At 70.3% G+C, this 19,519-nt stretch carries 16 protein-coding genes; 9 read left to right on the top strand and 7 right to left on the bottom strand.

The window, feature by feature from the left end; genetic code table 11:
* Nucleotides 1-91: 91 nt before the first annotated feature.
* The gene (locus tag ACIBI5_RS09295; RefSeq protein WP_397244893.1) at nucleotides 92-706 is read left to right on the top strand and encodes a hypothetical protein; all 615 of its coding nucleotides are present in this window, start codon (nucleotides 92-94) and stop codon (nucleotides 704-706) included.
* Nucleotides 707-757: 51 nt separating this feature from the next.
* Here the strand turns inward: ACIBI5_RS09295 and typA are convergent, their stop codons facing one another.
* Together typA and ACIBI5_RS09285 are read right to left on the bottom strand one after the other, a co-directional pair.
* Nucleotides 758-2,611 (bottom strand): translational GTPase TypA, encoded by a 1,854-nt coding sequence (gene typA, locus ACIBI5_RS09290; protein ID WP_397244891.1) that lies wholly within the window; start codon nucleotides 2,609-2,611, stop codon nucleotides 758-760.
* Nucleotides 2,612-2,683: 72 nt separating this feature from the next.
* Nucleotides 2,684-3,025 (bottom strand): hypothetical protein, encoded by a 342-nt coding sequence (locus ACIBI5_RS09285; RefSeq protein WP_397244889.1) that lies wholly within the window; start codon nucleotides 3,023-3,025, stop codon nucleotides 2,684-2,686.
* A 57-nt stretch (nucleotides 3,026-3,082) separates the two neighbouring features.
* Here ACIBI5_RS09285 and ACIBI5_RS09280 point away from each other — a divergent pair, with 57 nt between their 5' ends.
* From ACIBI5_RS09280 to ACIBI5_RS09265, 4 genes are read left to right on the top strand one after another with little or no spacing between them, the layout of a single operon-like run.
* Entirely contained in the window at nucleotides 3,083-3,817 is a 735-nt protein-coding gene (locus tag ACIBI5_RS09280; RefSeq protein ID WP_397244887.1) for an AMP-binding protein, read from the top strand.
* Nucleotides 3,818-3,859: 42 nt separating this feature from the next.
* A complete protein-coding gene (locus ACIBI5_RS09275; protein ID WP_397244885.1) occupies nucleotides 3,860-6,274 on the top strand; it encodes a LuxR C-terminal-related transcriptional regulator in 2,415 nt (804 codons plus the stop codon).
* Nucleotides 6,275-6,329: 55 nt separating this feature from the next.
* Nucleotides 6,330-6,680 (top strand): AMP-binding protein, encoded by a 351-nt coding sequence (locus ACIBI5_RS09270; RefSeq protein ID WP_184960361.1) that lies wholly within the window; start codon nucleotides 6,330-6,332, stop codon nucleotides 6,678-6,680.
* 10 nt (nucleotides 6,681-6,690) lie between these two features.
* On the top strand, nucleotides 6,691-7,449 hold the full coding sequence (locus ACIBI5_RS09265; protein WP_397244883.1) for an alpha/beta hydrolase: 759 nt from the start codon (nucleotides 6,691-6,693) through the stop codon (nucleotides 7,447-7,449).
* Between the two features lie 293 nt (nucleotides 7,450-7,742).
* Here ACIBI5_RS09265 and ACIBI5_RS09260 read toward each other — a convergent pair whose 3' ends face one another.
* A complete protein-coding gene (locus ACIBI5_RS09260) occupies nucleotides 7,743-9,176 on the bottom strand; it encodes an aldehyde dehydrogenase (RefSeq protein WP_397244881.1) in 1,434 nt (477 codons plus the stop codon).
* A gap of 347 nt (nucleotides 9,177-9,523) precedes the next feature.
* Nucleotides 9,524-12,541, bottom strand: coding sequence for a M14 family zinc carboxypeptidase (locus ACIBI5_RS09255; RefSeq protein WP_397244878.1), 3,018 nt, complete (start codon nucleotides 12,539-12,541; stop codon nucleotides 9,524-9,526).
* 190 nt (nucleotides 12,542-12,731) lie between these two features.
* Here ACIBI5_RS09255 and ACIBI5_RS09250 point away from each other — a divergent pair, with 190 nt between their 5' ends.
* From ACIBI5_RS09250 to ACIBI5_RS09240, 3 genes are all read left to right on the top strand, one after another.
* Nucleotides 12,732-13,622 (top strand): coiled-coil domain-containing protein, encoded by an 891-nt coding sequence (locus ACIBI5_RS09250; protein ID WP_397244876.1) that lies wholly within the window; start codon nucleotides 12,732-12,734, stop codon nucleotides 13,620-13,622.
* Nucleotides 13,622-14,467 carry an RNA polymerase sigma factor SigJ gene (sigJ, locus tag ACIBI5_RS09245; protein WP_397244874.1) on the top strand — a complete coding sequence of 282 codons (846 nt, stop codon included), beginning with the start codon at nucleotides 13,622-13,624 and terminating at the stop codon, nucleotides 14,465-14,467. Before ACIBI5_RS09250 ends, sigJ begins: the two co-directional genes overlap by 1 nt.
* 64 nt (nucleotides 14,468-14,531) lie before the next feature.
* Entirely contained in the window at nucleotides 14,532-15,632 is a 1,101-nt protein-coding gene (locus tag ACIBI5_RS09240) for an NAD(P)/FAD-dependent oxidoreductase (protein ID WP_397244872.1), read from the top strand.
* Here the strand turns inward: ACIBI5_RS09240 and ACIBI5_RS09235 are convergent.
* The gene (locus ACIBI5_RS09235) at nucleotides 15,614-16,906 is read right to left on the bottom strand and encodes a GH1 family beta-glucosidase (protein ID WP_397244870.1); all 1,293 of its coding nucleotides are present in this window, start codon (nucleotides 16,904-16,906) and stop codon (nucleotides 15,614-15,616) included. The genes ACIBI5_RS09240 and ACIBI5_RS09235 overlap by 19 nt on opposite strands.
* Before the next feature lie 71 nt (nucleotides 16,907-16,977).
* Between ACIBI5_RS09235 and ACIBI5_RS09230 the strand changes: the two genes are divergently transcribed.
* Nucleotides 16,978-17,625: a TetR family transcriptional regulator gene (locus ACIBI5_RS09230; protein WP_397244868.1), complete on the top strand. Its 648-nt coding sequence runs from the start codon at nucleotides 16,978-16,980 to the stop codon at nucleotides 17,623-17,625.
* 19 nt (nucleotides 17,626-17,644) lie between these two features.
* Here ACIBI5_RS09230 and ACIBI5_RS09225 read toward each other — a convergent pair whose 3' ends face one another.
* Both ACIBI5_RS09225 and ACIBI5_RS09220 read right to left on the bottom strand, forming a co-directional pair.
* On the bottom strand, nucleotides 17,645-19,102 hold the full coding sequence (locus ACIBI5_RS09225; protein WP_397244866.1) for a peptidoglycan D,D-transpeptidase FtsI family protein: 1,458 nt from the start codon (nucleotides 19,100-19,102) through the stop codon (nucleotides 17,645-17,647).
* A 36-nt stretch (nucleotides 19,103-19,138) separates the two neighbouring features.
* A complete protein-coding gene (locus ACIBI5_RS09220) occupies nucleotides 19,139-19,507 on the bottom strand; it encodes a MerR family transcriptional regulator (RefSeq protein ID WP_379612440.1) in 369 nt (122 codons plus the stop codon).
* Nucleotides 19,508-19,519: the final 12 nt, after the last annotated feature.

Raw genomic sequence — 19,519 nt, 5'->3', positions numbered from 1 at the left:
GTAACGGTGTGATTACACCGGTCCGCGAACTGGGAGATCGGGCTAATCTGCCCCCTTTGTGCCCGATGAGCAGAGAGGGGACTGCGAAATCGTGTGGATCACCCGGCGGCTTCGCCGCGACAAGCAGAAGGGACAGGCCGACGACGGCCGCTTCCCGGTCGAGCGGAAGTGGGGCTGGCAGCTACAACTGAGCGCCCAGGCGGAGACCGCCTTCATGACCGGTCTGCGCGCGTATGAAGAAGGGGGCGGCAAGCTCACCATCCACGGGGAACACGGGATTCTGACGCTCGCGGACCCGCCGCGGGCGATCTCGCTCTACGTGCTGGCCGCGCGCTTCGCGGCCCTGAGCCACAACGCGCTGCGCGACCCGGAAGGCGCGGTCGAGGGACTCATGAAGGTCTGCGTCGAGGTCGCGCAGCCCGGAGTCCTGCACCTGCGCGGGACGGCCTCCACAGAGGTCCTCGCCGCCGTGCGCGAGGTCACCGAGAACCTCGGCAGCTGGTACGGCGACGCCGAACTCGGCTACGTGTCGGTGATCGCCCCGGGCGAGGACGAGAACACGTTGATGATCGATCTGGCCAAGGCGGCCGGACGCCACGCCGCCGGTGACGCCATGCGGGAGGTGGTCCAGGGGCTCATCGACGACGGTGAGGTGACCTGGGCCCGGCCCCCGGTGGGGGAGCAGCGGCGGCTGCTGCTGAAATAACACGTCGAAGGGGTACGGCAGACGCCTGCCGTACCCCTTCGACGTGGTGTGTCAGTTGTTGCGCTTGGCCCGCGCCACGGTGCGGGCGCGGGTGGAGGCGTCCAGCACGACCTTGCGGATGCGGACCGTCTCCGGCGTGATCTCCACGCACTCGTCGTCCCGGATGAACTCCAGCGCCTGCTCAAGCGACAGCACCCGCGGCGGCGTCAGCGTCTCGGTGACGTCGGCCGTGGAGGAGCGCATGTTGGTGAGCTTCTTCTCCTTGGTGATGTTGACGTCCATGTCGTCGGAGCGCGAGTTCTCGCCGACGATCATGCCCTCGTACACCTCGGTGGTGGGGCTGACGAAGAGCGTGCCGCGCTCCTGGAGGTTCAGCATGGCGAACGCGGTCACCGGACCGGAGCGGTCGGCCACCAGCGAGCCGTTGTTACGGGTGCGCAGCTCGCCGAACCACGGCTCGTAGGCCTCGAAGACGTGGTGCACCAGGCCGGTGCCGCGCGTCTCGGTCAGGAACTCGGTGCGGAAGCCGATCAGGCCGCGCGCCGGGACAACGAACTCCATGCGGATCCAGCCGGTGCCGTGGTTGGTCATGTGCTCCATGCGGCCCTTGCGGACGGCGAGGAGCTGGGTGACGGCGCCGAGGTACTCCTCGGGGCAGTCGACCGTGAGGCGCTCGACCGGCTCGTGGACCTTGCCGTCGACCTCCTTGGTGACGACCTGCGGCTTGCCGACGGTCAGCTCGTAGCCCTCGCGGCGCATCTGCTCGACCAGGATGGCCAGCGCCAGCTCGCCGCGGCCCTGGACCTCCCACGCGTCGGGACGCTCGGTGGGCAGGATGCGCAGCGAGACGTTGCCGACGAGCTCCTTGTCGAGGCGGTCCTTGACCATGCGGGCGGTGACCTTGGAGCCCTTGGCCTTGCCGACCAGCGGCGAGGTGTTGGTGCCGATGGTCATCGAGATGGCCGGCTCGTCGACGGTGATGAGCGGCAGCGGGCGCGGGTCCTCGGGGTCGGCCAGCGTCTCACCGATCATGATCTCGGGAATGCCCGCGATCGCGATGATGTCGCCGGGACCGGCCTCCTCGGCGGGCTTGCGCTCCAGAGCGTCGGTCATGAGCAGCTCGGTGATCTTGACGCGCTGGATCGTGCCATCGGTGCGGCACCACGCGACCTGCTGGCCCTTGCGAATCTTGCCCTGGTGGATACGGCACAGCGCGATCCGGCCCAGGTAGGAGGAGGCGTCGAGGTTGGTGACGTGCGCCTGCAGCGGGGCGCTCGGGTCGTAGGTCGGCGCCGGGATCGTCGACTTGATGATGTCGAACAGCGGCTCAAGGTCCTCGGAGTCGGGCATTCCGCCGTCGTCGGGCCGTGCCAGCGCGGCGCGCCCGGCCTTGGCCGAGGCGTAGACGATCGGGAAATCGATCTGGTCGTCGGTCGCGTCGAGGTCCATGAACAGGGCGTAAACCTCGTCGACGACCTCCGCGATGCGGGAGTCGGGGCGGTCGACCTTGTTGATGCACAGGATGACCGGCATCTTCGCCGACAGCGCCTTGCGCAGCACGAAGCGCGTCTGGGGCAGCGGGCCCTCGGAGGCGTCCACCAGCAGCACGACGCCGTCGACCATCGACAACCCGCGCTCGACCTCGCCGCCGAAGTCGGCGTGGCCGGGGGTGTCGATGATGTTGATGGTCATGTCGCCGTGCTTGACGGCGGTGTTCTTCGCGAGAATGGTGATGCCCTTCTCGCGCTCTAGGTCGTTGGAGTCCATGACGCGGTCGTCGACGTCCTGGTTGGCGCGGAAGGCCCCGGACTGCCAGAGCATGGCGTCGACCAGCGTGGTCTTGCCATGGTCGACGTGCGCGATGATCGCGATGTTCCGCAGGTCGTCGCGGCTGTTCAAAGGCATGATGACGTCTCGCTCTGTGTTCGTGGAGGCAGACCGCGCGAACCGCGGCCTATTAAGTCTAGTTGATCCCGCTCATGGCAGGAGCGGCACGAGGTGCCGGGCGGCGAACGCCCTGGCCTCCTCATCGCTGCTCAGGGGTACGACGCTGTCCGGGGTGAGCAGGAACGACAGGGTCACCCTTATGAACACTTCGGCGACCGCTTCTGATTCCGGGCCGCGCAGATGCCCGGTCAGATGTTCCCTCGCCACCTTAAGGTACGGCCCCGCCTCCGGCGTCGGGCGCGGCAGGATCGTCTCCGTCCGGAACCGGTAGACCGCGGTGGTCCGGCGCGGGCCGTGCTCCACGATCCACGCGAAAGCGGCATCGAGGATGCGATCGGCCGTCTCGTCCACGGCGCCGGCGTAGAGATACATAGCCGCTTGCACATTCATGATGATGCCGGGGCGGGCGTTGCTCCCTACATTGACGGCATGACCTGGACAGAGTTGGTCATGAACGCGGCTCCGGCCGGCGGCGACCGTCCCGCGGTCACCGACGTACGGACCGGCGAGGTCATGACCTATGCCACTCTCGTCCGCCGAGTCACTCACGCGGCGGCCGGGTTGCGCCGTCACGGCTTGAGGTACGGGGACCACGTGCTGGTCGACCTGCCTCCGGGCGCGGCGCTGCCGTGCGCGGTGCACGCCGTCGCCTGGTCGGGCGGGGTGGCGCTGCTCAATCCTGGCGGCGTCGCGCGGCTGGCCGTCGTCCACCGGACGCGCGAGACACGGGCGGAGAAGGTGTTCACCTTCGAGCCGGGCCAGGGACCCGACCGGTTCTCCTCGCTGATCGGCGAGCAGCGCGTGGACTTCGGCCCGCTGGCAGGACCGGCGCTGACCCTCGACGGCCGGCGGGTGCTGAGCCACGAGGAGCTCGCCGGCGACCTGCGCAGGCTCGCCGCCCGGCTGCTCATCGACAAGGACGACGTGGTGCTGGTGGCCGTCACCGACGTGTTCAAGGCGCTGCGCGCGCTGGACCTCGCGCTCATGTGCGGCGCGCACGTGGTCGTGGCGCACGAGCCGACGCTGATCGGCTGCAGGGTGCTGGCCAGCGAGCACGCGGCCACGCTGGTCGTGGCGCCGTACGAGCTGGCCAGGCGGCTGCTGGGCGATCCGCTGCTGCGGGTGGTCGACGACCGGGCGGTCACGAGCTCACTCGCGCTGTGAGAAAACGGTGACAGAGCGCGCCAAGTGCGCCACTGTGAAGTCATGGCGGATGCCCCGCGGCACAACCTGCCGGCCGAGCCCAACCGGTTCGTCGGCCGTGAACGCGACATCGGCGACCTGTGCGCGATGTTCGACGAGACGCGCGCGGTGACCTTGTGCGGAGTCGGGGGCATCGGCAAGACGCGGCTGGCGTTACGCGTGGCCCACCGGCTGCTCGACGACTTCGCCGACGGCGTGTGGGCGGTCGAACTCGCCAAGATCTCCCGGCCTGAGCTGGTCATGCAGGAGATCGCCGAGGTGTTCGGGCTGGAGAGCGAGCGCGGCCGCGACCTCACCGACGCCGTCGTCACCCGGCTGGCCGGGTCGAGCTGCCTGGTCCTGCTGGACAACTGCGAGCACCTCGTCGAGGCCACCGCGCACGCGGCGGCGGCGCTGATGGCGGGCTGCCCGGGTATACGGGTGCTGGCCACGAGCCGGGAGGCGCTGCGCATCTCCGGCGAATTGATCTGGCACGTGCCGCCGCTCGACCTGCCCGGCGCCGACCCGTCGGCGGCCGAGTCGGTGCAGTTGTTCCTCAACCGGGCGCGGGCCGCCGGAACCCAGCTCGGCGAGGAGAGCCTGCCCGACGTGGCCAGGCTCTGCCGCGCGCTCGACGGGCTCCCGCTGGCCATCGAACTGGCCGCCGCCCGCACCCGCATGCTGAGCCCCGGCCAGATCGCCGACCGGATCGACGACCGGTTCGCGCTGCTCACCTCCGGCGACCGTACGGCTCCCGCCCGGCAGCGGACGCTGGCCGCGGCGGTCGAGTGGAGCCACGACCTGCTGTCGGAGGCGGAGAAGACGCTGCTGCGCCGGCTGTCGGTGCTGGCCGGCGGCTTCGACCTCGACCTGGTCGAGCGGGTGTGCGCCGAGCCGCCGCTGTCGGAGTCGCGCATGGTCACGCTGCTGGGCGCGCTGGTCGACAAGTCGCTGGTGGTCTGCGACGAGGACCGCGGGCGCTTCCGGCTGCTCGACACCATCCGGCAGTTCGCCGCCGAGCGGCTGGCCGACTCCGACGAGGAGCGGATGGTGCGCGACCTGCACCTGAGAGTGCTGTGCAAGCTTCAGGAGCGGGCCTTCGACGCGGAGTTCCTCACGCCCGGCGTCACCTGGCGCGAACGGCTGGCCGCCCACACCGGCAGCCGCGACCGGCTCGCCGACCAGCGGGCCGCTCTGGAGTGGGCGCTACGCTCCGGCAACGTCACCGTGGGGCTGCGGCTGTGCATGCGCAGCAGCGGCCTGCTGTCGCTGGGCGGCAGCGCCGCCGAGGTCGTCGGCTGGGTCGAGCGGCTGCTGCGGCAGGACCTCAGCCTGGTGGCGCCGGAGCAGATCGGGCTGGCGAAGGGCTACATGGCGTACGGGCTGCTGACCCGCGACGACCTCGACAGCGGCCTGGCCGCCGCCCGCGAGGGCCTGGCCGGCATGGCGGGGGACCCGTTCGTCCTGGCCACGGCCCACACGGTGGCCGGCGGAGCGCTGCTGCGCATGGGCAGGGGCGACGAGGCGACCGCCCACATCGACGGCGCGCTGGCGGTGGCCAGGGACAACGGCGACCGGTTCAACGAGGCCGGGGCGCTCATCGAGGGGTCCATCTACTCGCTGCAGCGCGGCCGCCAGCGCGAGGCCCAGCGCGGCGCGGAGGAGGCCTACACCGTGGCGAGCGCGCACGGCCATCCGTGGATCCTCGCCATGGCCGCCTCCCACCTGGGGCTGGCCGCCGAGACCCGCGGCGACCTGGAGGCGGCGGCCGAGCACTACGACGCGGCCATCTCCTGGCTGCGCGAGCTCGGCAACCGCGGCGACCTCGCCCAGAACCTCGCCAGGAGCGGCCGCGTCTGCGCGCAGCTCGGCGACCTGGCCGCCGCCCGCGAACGGCTGGCCGAGGCGGTCGCCACGGCCCGCGAGTGCGGCCTGCGCCAGGCCATGAACCGCTGCCTGGTGTCGCTGTCCGCGCTGGCACGGGCCGAGGGCGACCTGGAGAGCGCGGTGCTGGCCTCGTCCGCGGTGGCCGCCCTGCGCGAGTCGATGGGCCAGCGGACCGGCTCGGTCAAGGTCGACGAACTGCTGTCGGCCGCCCGTGCCAAGCTGGGCGAGGGCCGTACGACGTCGTTGTGGTCGATGGGGCGCTCGCGGCCGCCGTTCGAGGTGGCGACGCAGGTGCTGGAGGGGCGCAGGCCGGAACCGGCCGCGGGCCCGGTCCAGGTGGAGCCGGTACGCGGCTCGCTGTTGACCACCCGCGAGCAGGAGATCGCCGGCATGCTCACCCGCGGCCTGTCCAACAAGGCCATCGCCGAGGAACTGGTGATCAGCCCGGCCACGGTGGCCCGGCACATCGCCAACATCATGGACAAGCTCGGCTACACCTCGCGCGCGCAGATCGCCGTGTGGGCCGCCGACCATGGTGTTCCTTCTGCATAATCATCTGCATAATCCGCCCCATGTGCGCGGATCCCGGCGTCCCTACCGTGGTCGCATGGACCAGCGCATCGTCATGATCGACCCCGGGACGGGGCAGACGCTCACCGAAGAACAGCACGATGAGCGGCTGGCCACGGCGGCCGCGCTGCTCCGGCGGCGAGGTGTGCGGGCGGGCGACACGGTGCTGATCTGCCTGCCGGTCGGATCCGACCTGCTGGTGGCGGCGGACGCGGTGATGGCTGCGGGAGCGGCCGTCTCGCCGCTGGCGCCCGACGGCGACGGCCTCTGGGAGCGGGTCGTGACCAGCTCCGCGCGGCTGATGATCTCCGACGATCCTCGGGCGCTCGCGGCCGCCCAGGACTCCAGGATCAGGGTGGTGATGAGCGCCGCTGAACTGGGTGCCTAAGCTCGGATTCATGCCGCTTGCGAAGAATTTTCCCGTCATGCTCAGGACCTCGGACGGCGTCCGCCTGGAAGGGGTCCACACGCCCTCCGCCTCCGGCGATGCCGAGGTCGGGATCGTGCTGGCCCACGGGTTCACCGGGTCGTGGCGGTGCGCGGACACGCGGCGGATCACCCACGTGCTCAGCCGGTTCGGCGGGGTGGTGTCCTTCGACTTCCGCGGGCACGGGCACTCGGGCGGCGAGAGCACCGTGGGCGACCTTGAGGTCCACGACGTGGAGGCCGCGGTACGGCACGCGCGGGTCATCGGGTACCGCGAGGTCGCCGTGGTGGGCTTCTCCATGGGGGCGGCGGTCGCCGTACGGCATGCGGGGTTGCACGGGGGGATCGACGCGGTGGTCGCGGTGAGCGGCCCCGCGCGGTGGTACTACCGGGGCACCAAGCCGATGCGCCAGGTCCACTGGGCGATCGAGAAGCCGATCGGCCGGATCGCCGCGCGCGTGGTCAAGCGGACCCGGATCGCGCGCGGGCAGTGGGACCCGGTGCCGATGCCGCCGCACGAGGCCGCCGCCCTGATCTCGCCCACCCCCTTGCTGATCGTGCATGGGGACGCGGACACCTTCTTCCCCCTGGAGCACGCCCGTCAGCTCTACGACGGCGCCCGGGAGCCCAAAGAGCTGTGGATCGAGCCGGGGTACGGCCACGCCGAGTCGGCGGCCAGGCCGGATCTGGTTCTCCGGATCGGAAAGTGGATTGATTCGAACCTTTCCTGAGTAATAGGCGTCTACCTAGGGCGGATGGAAGAAAACCGCCGGGAGAAAGTCCTTGGGGAAGGAAACCGCCCCTGGTGGAGACCGTAGGACATACTTCATGTAGTCAGGCGGTCGCCCAGCGTTGCGGGGGCGCGCTGGGTGCCATCTAGACGTGCGAAGGGGCCCGTGGAGTCACGGGCCCCTTTCGTACTTCCCTGCTTCCCCAGGTCAGTCCTGGGTTCACCCGCCTCGGAGTGTGACCTGGCGCAGAGGTTCGGCTTGTCGGGGGTTCGGGTTTCGCCTTTGGGTGGTGGTCAGCCCAGGCGGGCGATGGTCTTGTACTCCAGGTAGGCGCTCAGGCCCTCGGGCCCGAGTTCGCGGCCGAGGCCGCTGGCCTTGTAGCCGCCGAACGGGACGTTGGCCTCCAGCATGAGGCAGTTGACGCCGTAGGTGCCGGTGCGGACCTGGCGGGCGATGTCCATGCCGTGGTCGGCGTCCGCGGTCCAGACGGTGCCGCACAGGCCGTACTCGCTGTCGTTAGCGATGCGCAGCGCGTCCGCCTCGTCCTCGTAGGGGATGACGGCGAGCACGGGGCCGAAGATCTCCTCGCGGGCGATCCGCATGTCGTTGGTGGCTCCGGCGAAGACGGTGGGGGCCACGTACCAGCCGCGGTCCATCGGACGGGACAGGCCGCCGACGACGACCTTGGCGCCCTCGTCCATGCCGATCTTGATGTATCCCTCCACCCGCTCCTGCTGCCGCTTGGCGACCAGGGGGCCGATGCCGGTCGCCGGGTCGGCCGGGTCGCCCACGGGCTGGGAACTGACCATGGCGGCGACGGCCTCGACGACCTCGTCGTACCTGTTGCGGGAGGCGAGGATGCGCGTCTGGGCCACGCAGGCCTGGCCGTTGTTCATGAGCGAGGCGATGGCGAGCATGCCCATGCTGGCGGGCAGGTCGGCGTCGTCGAGGATGATGGCGGCGGACTTGCCGCCCAGTTCGAGGCTGACCCGCTTGAGCTGCTCGCCGCAGATGGCGGCGATGCGCCGGCCGGCGGCGGTGGAGCCGGTGAAGGCGACCTTGTCGACGTCCGGGTGGGAGACGAGGTGCTCGCCGGCCTCGCGGCCCGCGGGGACGATGTTGAGCACGCCCGCCGGGACGCCGGCCTCGGTGACCATGTCCGCGAACATGTAGGAGTCGAGCGGTGTCTCCGGCGCGGGCTTGAGCACGATCGTGCACCCGGCAAGCAGCGCCGGTGCGATTTTGGTCATCGAGACGAACTGCGGGACGTTCCACGGCACGATCGCGGCCACCACGCCGACGGGCTCGCGCCGCACGGTGGTGGGGCCGAACAGGCCGGGACGCTCCTCCTCTTGCTCGAACGTCCTGCCGTACTCGGCGTAGAACTGCAGCATGCCGAGCGGCTGCGGCGTCTGGGCGAGGTTGGAGAAGGTAATCGGTGAGCCCATCTCCTCGGTGATGAGCGCGGCCATCTCGCCCTGCTTGGCGGCGTAGATGTCGGCCAGCCTGCCGATGACCGCGGCGCGTTCCGCGAAGGTCATGCGGGGCCAGGGGCCGTGGTCGAAGGCCTCGCGGGCGGCGGCCACCGCGCGGTCCATGTCGGCCGGGGTGCCGTCGGGTACCCGGCCCACGACCTCCTCGGTGTGCGGGGAGATGACGTCGATCACACCGGTGCCCGCGGGGGCCACCCATTCGCCCCCGATGAAGAGCGTGTCGTGCTGGCGCATGTCGTGAGCCTCCTACCGACCGAATGCTTGCTTGGTTCAGTCTTCCTCTGGCGAAGAGTGGTGTCCAGGGAAACCGAACCATGTTCTGTCCAGAACGGCAAGGGCACCAGGAACCTCGGTGCCCGTCGCGCCACCCGGGAAGCCTATGGGCCTCGGGGCGCGGGTCACGGTCCGGGAGGGGGGCCTGGCGCGGGAAGGGGCGGGGCGCGCTCCTGGACGGCGCCGCCGGGGACCGGTCGCGGCATGGGAGGGGATGCGGGTTCGGGGGTGGGCGGCTGCCGGAGCGGGTCGGGTGGGCTCGTGCTGGTGCCCGGTGTGACTCCGCTCGGCAGCCGCCCTAGAGGTGGCTAGCCGATCAGGTGCTTCATCGCCCTCCTCACCAGATCGGTCCGGATGGCCTGCGTGGTCAGGCTCTCCGCGCCGAACCCGAGGTAGACCGTGTCACGGGTGACGATGCCGCCACCCTCCTCGAAGAGCTGGTCGGTGCGGAACCAGTTGTTGACCGAAGGCGCCGACCCCGCCGGCGGGTCGGCCGCGGTCCAGCCGCCCAGGTCCGACTCGAACGAGGTCTGCTCGGCGCTCGCGCCGTCCAGGGTCACCGTGAAGTCGTCGAGGAAGACGCCGGCGCCCTGGGTGGCCCAGTCGCTGATGTAGGAGATCGACAGCTCGACCTGCTTGCCCGCGTACGGGGTCAGGTCGATCTTCCACTGCTGCCAGCCGCCCGAGTTGCCCGAGGCGGCGTGCCAGGCGCCTGAGGTGCCGGTGGGCTCGCAGTTGACGCCCTGGTAGCGCTGGGTGAAGGGGTGGATGTCGCGCCAGCCGCCGGAGTTCTCGGTCTTGCAGCTCTCCCCGGTGTCCTGGGTGGTGTGGCCGTTGGCGTCGGGCAGGGTGGTCCAGTCGTCCTGCCCGGCGGTGCGGGCCTCGACGGTCAGGAAGTCCCAGGCGCCCTCGGTGTCGTAGGAGGTCCAGAACGACAGGTCGCCGCTGCTCTTGCCGGTCAGGTTGACGGTCTTGGTCAGGCGCTTCCAGGAGACGTCGGCGATGCCGCTGTAGACGTCCCAGGCGCCGGTGTGCGGGTCGAAGGGGCCGCCGGGCCGTACCCACTTGATCTGGGCGGAGCTGGCGAACAGCGGGAACTGCGCGGCGGGCAGGATCGCCGAGGTGGCCACGTAGGAGTTGGTGTGGGTGGGTTCGAGCGTGCCGTTGAAGCCCTCGAACCTGCCGCCCTTGCCCTGGAGGGCGAAGGGGTTGCCGGTGCCGTGGTCGGTGCCGGCGTCGTCGAAGAAGACGTAGGCGCCGAGCCAGTACTGCTGGAAGTCGTTGAAGATCGGGATGCACGGCGGGTCGGACGGAGTCGTGCACTCGGGCTGCGTGGGCTGGTTGGGCTGGAAGAAGTAGGCGCCGTTGTTGTTGGCCGCGTAGGACGGGTACTTGCCGGCGTGCAGCAGCTTGCCGCCCTCGTTGAGGTAGTCGCGCACCGCGAGTTCGGTGTCCACGCCCAGCTTGGACGTGGTGCCGGGGGCCTGGCCGACGCTTCTCGGGATGATGTCGTCGCCGGTCTCCCAGACGATCGCCTTGTAGTGGCTCAGCGTGCCGAGCGGGTGCGGGGCCTTGCGTCCGGCCTTGTCCACGTCGTAGACGTCGGAGCTGTAGCCGGCCTCGTCGAGCGACTTGACGTACTCGTCGGCGTACTTCGCCTCGGTGACGCCCTGGACGGGGCTGATGCCGGTGACGTCCTCGGCGGCCAGGACGAGAACCTTGCCCCCGATGTCGCTGTTGACCTTGTAGGTGAAGGAGTCGCTCTTCTTGGCGATCGAGCTGAACCAGACCTTCACCGTGTCGCCCGGCCGGGTGCCGGTGATCTTGCCGCGCATCCAGTGGTAGTAGCGGTTGTAGCCGTCGCCGTAGCGCTCGCCGCCGCGCCATTCGCCGGTCAGGACGCTCTTGGTGCGCCCCCCGTTGACCTGGTACCGCAGCCAGACCGGACCCAGCTTGCGCTTGGCGTTGACCTGGACGACCTGGTCGCGGCCGTTGCTGGTCTCGAAGGCGTCCAGGACGAAGTCCGGTGTCGTGTTGCCCAGGTGGCTGACGGGTTCGACCGGGTTGCGCGCGGACTTGGCCACGTCGAGCGCGAAGGGGATGTTCTTCTCGAACTCCGCCTGGACCAGCGCCTCGTCATCGGGGAAGACGAAGCCGCAGCCTTCGCAGCCCTCGTTCAGCTCGGGGGTCCAGGACAGCGTGCCGTACTCGGAGTGCGCGCGGTCGTTGGTGTCGCCGTTGGTGATGTACAGCTCCGCGCCGAGGTCGGGGTCGAAGCCGGGGATCGCCGGGTTGGCGTCGTCGCCCGACAGCGCCTCGTAGATCGGGTTGTCGGCGGTCTCCGTGGCGATCTGCACACCCAGCGGGTAGAGCAGCAGCGGGCCGAAGGAGTGGTAGTTGACGTTGAACGCGAACCGGATGCGCTTCATCAGGCCGTCGAACGCCTTGGTCTCCGGCTCGCTGGCCGGGCCGGCGCCCCGGTAGGTGTCGCTGCTCGGGATCGAGGAGGAGCCCTCCTCGTCGTAGTGGAAGTTCGTGGGGAAGTTCCGGTTCGGGTCGACGCCGTCGCCCCGGGTGATGGTCCCGTCGCCGTTCACGTCGCGCAGGTTCTTACGCCAGAGGCGGTTGCCCTCGGTGAAGGTGAAGTCGTAGCCGTCGGGGTTGGCCACCGGCAGGAACCAGAGCTCGGTGGTGCCCAGCAGGCCGCGCAGTGACGCCTTGTTGGCGACCACGTGCTTGAGCAGCCGCATGTTGACCTCGGTCGAGATCCACTCGCGCGCGTGCTGCGTGGAGGAGTAGAAGACCGCGGGCTTGGCGCCGTCCGGCAGGATGCGGGCCAGTGAGGTGACCTTGGCGGCGAGGATGTCCTTGCCCTGGATGGTCTTGCCGATGGACATCAGCTTGACCACGTCTTTGTTGGCGTTGGCGATGGCCCTGAGCTGGTCGGCGATGCCGCCCGGCTCCGTGTAGGACTTCCAGACGGTGTAGCCGCCGGTGGCCTGGGCCTTGGCCGCCTCCAGCTGTGTCTGGCCCTGCTGGTTGCGCACGGGCTCCGGCTTGTGGCCGAGCTTGGCGAGCCCCGCGAGCCCCGCCTGGTCGGCGGTCAGCTCGATGTGCTCCTTACCGCCGTTGACCTGCTGTTGTACGACGTCGAAGCCTGCCTCCCTGAGTTTCTCGCCGGTGCCGAGCGGGCTGTCGAGCTGGTAGAGCTCGATACGATCGCTGGGCGGCAGTGGATTCACGACCGACGCCTGGGCCTCGACGGAGACCAGGGAGCTGCCTAAGCCGATGAGGACGGCTGTGAGGAGCGTTAAAGAACGTGACACGGTCTGCCCCTTCGCAGAGACGATTCGCTCGCAATTTCGCTCCGCGGGGTGTCCTCGGCAAGACCCAAAGTTCGGGGCTACCTCACAAAGTGGTAGATACTTCGCCAATGGTGCATGGGTTCGTCGGTTCCGGTGGCAACGACCAAGATCATCTTCTATAGTCACCACGTCGAGGAGGGGAGGGACGAGCGTGGGAGTCAGGCGTTTCGCCGCCATCGCCACCGTGCTCGTCGGCCTGCTCGCAGCGCCTCTTCCGCAGGCCGCCACCGCCGATCCCGGCAGCCCCGCGCAGCTGCGCAAGCTGACGAAACAGGCCGCCCAGCTCAACAAGCTCTTCCGCGGCCAGATCGAGTTCCTGGAGGACGCGCGCATCCAGGCCAAGAAGGCCACCGAGAACGCCGACAAGCTCAGGGGCCAGCTCGGCGCGGCGCGCAGCGAGGTCGCCAACATCGCCCAGAGCACCTACATGGGCGGTCCGCTCGACGGGACCCAGCTCCTGGCCATCGCCGACCCCGCCATGCTGCTCGGCCAGGCCGCGAACATGCAGTACATGTCCGACGAGCGCACCAGCCGGGTCCAGCGCATCGAGCAGCTGATCAAGAGCGCCGGCACCGCCAAGAAGGCGGCGGACGCCAAGATCAAGGAGCTCGAGAAGAAGATCAAGGAGATGCGCGACAAGCGGCGCGACGTCGAGAAGCTCCTGGCCAAGTACGGTTTCCAGACCCCGACCGGCGGCGCGGGCCTCACCCAGCGCATGACCAGCGTGAAGATCGAGGTCATGCAGAACTTCCCCATGCCCTACGGCGTGGGCTGCCTGCGCCCCGGCGACCCCGGCGAGCACGGAAAGGGCCGGGCCTGCGACTTCATGGTCTCGCGCGGCTACGCCTCCGGCGCCGACGCCGACCGGGGTGACGCCCTGGCCGAGTTCCTGATCAAGAACGGCTCCCGCCTCGGCGTGATGTACATCATCTGGAAACAGCGCTACTACGACATCCGTTCGGGCGGCGGCTGGGATCCCATGTCCGACCGCGGCAGCGTGACCGCCAACCACTACGACCACGTCCACGTCTCCGTCTTCTGATGGACTTCGAGGAGCACCGCAGCCACCTGTGGGCCGTGGCCTACCGGCTGCTGGGCAGCGTCGCCGACGCCGACGACGCCGTGCAGGAGGCCTGGCTGCGCTGGCGGCAGGCCGACCAGGCCGCCGTCACCGGTCCCCGGGCCTACCTGACCACCGTCGTGAGCCGGATCTGCTACGACCAGCTCGGCTCCGCCCGCGCCAAGCGCGAGTCCTACATCGGGCCGTGGCTGCCCGAGCCGGTGGTCGAGGAGCCGGGGCCGGAGGACAGGGCGACCATGGACGAGTCCGTGGGCATGGCGCTGCTGGCCGTCCAGGAACGGCTGAGCCCGGCCGAGCGGACGTCGCTGGTGCTGCATGACGTGTTCGCGATGCCGTACGAGGAGATCGCCGACATCCTGGGCAGGAGTCCCGGCGCGGTCCGGCAGCTGGCGGCGCGAGGGCGGCTGCGCGTGCGTGACTACGCGCCGCGGCGCTCGCTCGACCGCGCCGAGCATTCGGCGGCGGTGCGGGCCTTCGCCGCGGCGGCCACCACCGGCGACCTCCGGGCGCTCGTGGCCGTCCTCGACCCGGACGTGGTCTGGCGCGCCGACGGCGGCGGCGTGGTGGGCGCGGCGCTGGTGCCGGTCGTCGGCGCGGAGAAGGTGGCCAGGGTCGTGATGGGGCTGGTCGAGCGCTGGTTCACCGGCATGGCGGCGCACTTCCGCGACGTCAACGGCGGGCCGGGCGTCGTGATCGTGAACGAGGGAGACATCGTGGACACCGTCATGTCCTTCACCGTCTCCGACGGACGGATCACCGAGGTCGATGTGGTGAGAAATCCGGACAAGCTGGGCCATGTGAGGTAGTTCACTCAGACATCTCCCTCAGCCGTCCTGTCTCCCTTGCAGAAGCGAAGGACAGGAGACGGACATGGACATCGTGGTCATCGGAGCCGGTTACGCGGGCATGACGGCGGCGCTCCGCCTCGACAGGAGCCACCGGATCACCCTGATCAGCGCCGACGACAGCTTCACCGAGCGGATCAGGCTGCACGAGCGGGCGGCGGGGCGCCCGTCGGTGAGCACGCCGCTGGCCGAGCTGACCCGGGGGACCGGCATCAGGACCGTCGAGGGCCGGGTCACCGGCATCGACGCCGAGGACAGGACCCTCACGCTGGGAGACGGGCGCGAGTTCCGCTACGACACGCTCGTGTACGCGCTGGGCAGCTTCACCGACACGAGCGTCCCGGGCGTGGCCGAGCACGCCTACGCCGCCGAGAACGCGGCCGAGCTGGGAGAACGGCTGCGCCAGGGCGGCGGCCACCTGGCCGTGGTGGGCGGCGGGCTGACCGGGATCGAACTGGCCACGGAGCTGGCCGAGTCGTATCCGCGCTGGCAGGTCAAGCTCGTCACCGGCGCCCACCCGGCCGCCGGACTGTCGCGCCGCGGCCGCGCGCACGTCGCCAAGGTGCTGACCAGGCTGGGGGTGAGCGTCCACGCGGACACGCGGGTCGAGGCGGTGACCCCCGATGGGCTCAGCACGGCCCACGGCCCGATCGAGGCCGACGTCGTGGTGTGGGCGGGCTCGTTCGCCGTGCCGGAACTTGCCGCCAAGGCCGGGCTGGCGGTGGACGAGCGCGGCAGGACGCTGGTCGACGCCACGCTGCGCTCGGTCTCCCACCCCGACGTCTACGTGGTCGGCGACGCCGCCGCCGTGGACGTGCCGAGGGCCGGGCTCTCGCGCATGTCGTGCGCGGTCGGGATGCCGATCGCCGCGCACGCCGCCGACGCCGTCAACGCCCGCGCCCGCGGCCGCGCGGCCCGCCCCTTCCGTTTCCGCTACATGATCCAGTGCGTCAGCCTCGGCCGCCGCGACGGCGTCATCCAGGTCGTGCGCCGCGACGACTCGCCGATCGAGCTGATCCTGCCCGGCCGCCCGGGCGCGTGGGTCAAGGAGCTGATCTGCCGGTACGCGGCCGGCTCGCTGCGCGTCGCCCGCCTGCTGCCCCGCTCCTACTGGTGGCCCAAGTAGTCCTTCAGCCAGTGGTAGGAGCTCTTGGGCGTACGGCGCAGCGTCTCGAAGTCCACGTGGACCAGCCCGAAACGCTGGTGGTAGCCCTCCGCCCACTCGAAGTTGTCCAGCAGCGACCAGACGAAGTAGCCGCGCACGTCCACGCCGTCCCGCCTGGCCCGCTGGAGCGCGGCGAGGTGGCCGTCGAGGAAGGCGATGCGCTCCGGGTCGTCGACGGTGCCGTCGGGGGAGACGCTGTCGGGCTGGGAGCAGCCGTTCTCGGTGACGTAGACGGGCGGGAGCCGCCGGCCGTACCGGCGCTTGAGGCCGGTCAGCAGCTCGTGCAGGCCGTCGGGGACGACGGGCCAGCCGAAGGCGGTGGTGGGGTAGCCGGTGACGCCGGCGTCGTCGAAGGGGAAGGCGTCCTGCCGCGGCGCGGCGATGCGGGTGGGGTTGTAGTAGTTGACGCCGAGGCCGTCGATGGGGGTGGAGATCACGTCCAGGCCGTCCTGCGGGGCGTCCTTGCCGAAGGCCGACAGGTCCGGGTAGGCCCCGGTGAGGATGGGATCGTTGAACAGCCGGTTGTGCAGCGTGTCGTAGGCCTCGGCGGCGGCGAGGTCCTCGGGGCTGCCGGAGGCGGGCCAGACCGGGGTGCAGTTGTTGGAGATGAGGATCTCGCGGGCGCCGGCCGCGCGGAGCGCCTGGGTGGCCAGGCCGTGGGCCAGGAGCTGGTGGTGGGCGGTGGGCAGGGCGTCGAGCAGCAGGCTCTGGCCGGGGGCGTGCACGCCGAGGGCGTAGCCGAAGGCCATGTGGACGAAGGGCTCGTTGAGGGTGATCCACGTCTCGACCCGGTCGGCCAGGCGGTGGGCCACAATGGCCGCGTAATCGGCGAATTTTCCGGAAATATCGCGATTCATCCAGCCGCCCTCGTCCTGGAGCTCCTGCGGCAGGTCCCAGTGGAACAGGGTGGGCACCGGCGTGATGCCCTCGGCCAGCAGGTCGTCCACGAGGCGGTCGTAGAAGCCCAGGCCCTTCTCGTTGGTAAGGCCGCCGGGCTGAACCCTGGGCCAGGAGATGGAGAAGCGGTAGGCGTTGACGCCGAGACCGGACATGAGCGCGATGTCCTCGGCGGTGCGGTGGTAATGGTCGCAGGCCACGTCGCCGGTGTGGCCGTCGCGCACGCGGCCGGGCTCGTGGGTGAAGGTGTCCCAGATCGAGGGGCCCCGGCCGTCCTCCGCGACGGCGCCCTCGATCTGGTAGGCGGCGGTAGCCGTACCCCACAAGAAGGTGCTCATAAGAGGTGAGTATCACTCATGTAATTGCCGGGCCGAAAGAGCAAGACTGTACTTGCTGGTAATGCGCCAGGATGGAGAGCATGACGAGTACCTTGCGCCGCCGCCCCGCCCAGCGCCGCAGCGTGGAGAGGGTTGAGCGGATGCTCGACGAGTGCGCGCTGCTGCTCGACCAAGTGGGGTACGACGCGCTGACCACCAAGGAGGTCGCGCGCCGAGCTGAGGTCCCGATCGGCACGTTCTATCAATTCTTTCCCGACAAGCAAGGGCTGGTCCGCGCCCTGGCCATGCGCAACCTGGAGGCGTTCCTCCAGCGCGTGACCGAGCGGATCGCCGGGGCCGACCTTGAGCACTGGACCGACCTCGTCGACCTGGCCATCGACGAGTTCGTCGCGATGAAGCGCACGACGCCCGGGTTCGCCGTGGTGGACTTCGGGGAGGTGCTGCCGACGCCCGGCGGGCCCGCGGTCGAAGGCACCAACCGGACGCTGGACGCGGCGCTGGAGAACAACGTCATCGTGGCCGACCGGCTGCGGGCGCTGACCGTCGACCTGCTCCACGCGCCCGCGGGGTCGGGGCTGGACCGGGCGCTGCTGGTGGCGGTGGAGGCCACGGACGCGGTGCTCAAGCTGGCGTTCCGCATGCACCCGGACGGCGACCCCGAGCTGATCGCCGAATGCAAGCAACTGGTCCGCCGCTACCTGGCCGACCACCTTCCCTGATCCGGGTGTCGCGGGTGTCCTAGGGGAGGGCCGAGCGGAGGACGGCCTGGGCGATCGGCGCGGCCGTCTCGCCACCGGAACCGCCGTTCTCCACGACCACGCCCACCGCCACCTCCGGCGCGTCGGCCGGGGCGAAGGCGGTGATGACGGCGTGCGCCGCCGCCCCCTGGGCGTGCTCGGCGGTCCCGGTCTTGGCCGCCACCGCCACGCCGGGGATCGCCGCGGCGGCGCCCGTACCGCCGGGCTGGGTGACGGCGACCATCATCGCGGTGAGGTCGGCCGCCACCGTCTCGGGCATCGTGGTGCGGTACTCGGTGGGCCAGGCGCGGTTGATGACCGAGCCGTCGGGCAGGCGGGCCTCCTCCACCAGGTATGGGCGCATGAGCGTGCCCCGGTTGGCGACCGCCGCCGACATCATGGCGATCATCAGCGGCGTCGCCCGGTCCTCGTACTGGCCGATCGCCGACAGGGCGGTCTGCGCCTGGTCCATGCCCTTCGGGTAGCCGCTCTCCGCCACCGGGAGCGGCACGGTCAGCTCGTCGGTGTCGAACCCGAACGCCTGCGCGCCTTCCCGCAGCGTGTCCGACCCCAGGTCGAGGCCGATGTTGGCGAACGCGGTGTTGCAGGACACCTGGAAGGCGTAGCCCAGCGGCGGATGTCCGTCGCCGCACGACGTCCCGCCGGAGTTGCCCAGGGAGGTGGTCGTGCCGGGAAGCTGCAGCTGGACGGGCGCGTCCACCTGCGAGGACGGCGTGTACGCGCCGGAGGCCAGCGCCGCCGCCGCGGTCACGACCTTGAACGTCGAGCCGGGCGGGTAGTTCTGGCCGAGCGCGCGGTTCAGCAGCGGCCTGCCGGGGTCGGCGCGCAGGCGCCGGTCGGTCTCGGCGAGCCCGCGGGCGTCGAACCCGGCGAAGGCGTTCGGGTCGTAGGACGGATAGGAGGCCATCGCCAGAATCGCCCCGGTCACCGGGTTGATCGCCACGGCGGCGCCGGGCCGCCCGGTCGCCTTCAGCGCGTCGTAGGCGGCCCGCTGCACCCGGTCCACGATCGTCAGCCGGACGTCGGCCCCCGCCGCGCTCCCGTCCTTCACCAGCGCGCGTACCTTGACCTTGGCGTCGGACCCCGACAGGACGCCGTCCTCCGCGTGCTCGACGCCGGTCTCGCGGTAGAGGGAGAGATGGCCGGTCGCGGGCGCGTAGAGCTCCCCTTCTGGATAAACCCGCCGATAGAGGTACGGCCCGCCGTACGCGCGCTCGCTGTAGGCGATCACCGAACCGTCATAGGTGGAGATGTCGCCCCGGGCGTGGTCGAACCTGGCGATGATCGTGCGCTGGTTGCGCGGATCGGCGTTCAGGCTGTACGCCTCGAACGCCTGCAGATAGGTGACGTTGGCCAGCAGCGCGAACAGCATCGCCGAGCAGATCAGCGCCACTCGGCGCAGGGGGATGTTGATCCGTCTCGCCCTGGGTCCGGCCATGCTCCTCGGTCTAACAGCCGGAAACCCAAGCCAGGGCTAGAGGACGCTGCGGTAGTAGGAAATCTTGTGGTGGATGTACTTCTGCCGCTCGGCGAGGTTGGCGATCTGCTCCTTGACCCGCCGGTCGTGCTCTTCGAGGAGCTCGATGCGCTCGGCGACGGTGTGCTCGCCCTGGCGGACCAGGTCGGCGAAGCGCAGCATCCCGGCGATGGGCATGCCGGTGTCGCGCAGGCAGCGGATCAGGTTCAGCCAGCCGAGGTCCTGCTGGGTGAAGCGGCGCTGGCCTGCGGAGTTGCGTTCGATGCCGGACAGCAGCCCGATCTTCTCGTAGTAACGCAGGGTGTCGAGGCTGAAGCCGGTCTCCTCGACGACCTCCGAGGGTGTGTAGACGCTCACGCGACCCATCGTCCCACCTGG

It is taken from the genome of Nonomuraea sp. NPDC050540 (assembly GCF_044457485.1).
Lineage (GTDB): Bacteria > Actinomycetota > Actinomycetes > Streptosporangiales > Streptosporangiaceae > Nonomuraea.
The sequence above is the reverse complement of the archived record's forward strand: the minus strand, read 5'-3'. Positions and strand labels throughout refer to the sequence as shown.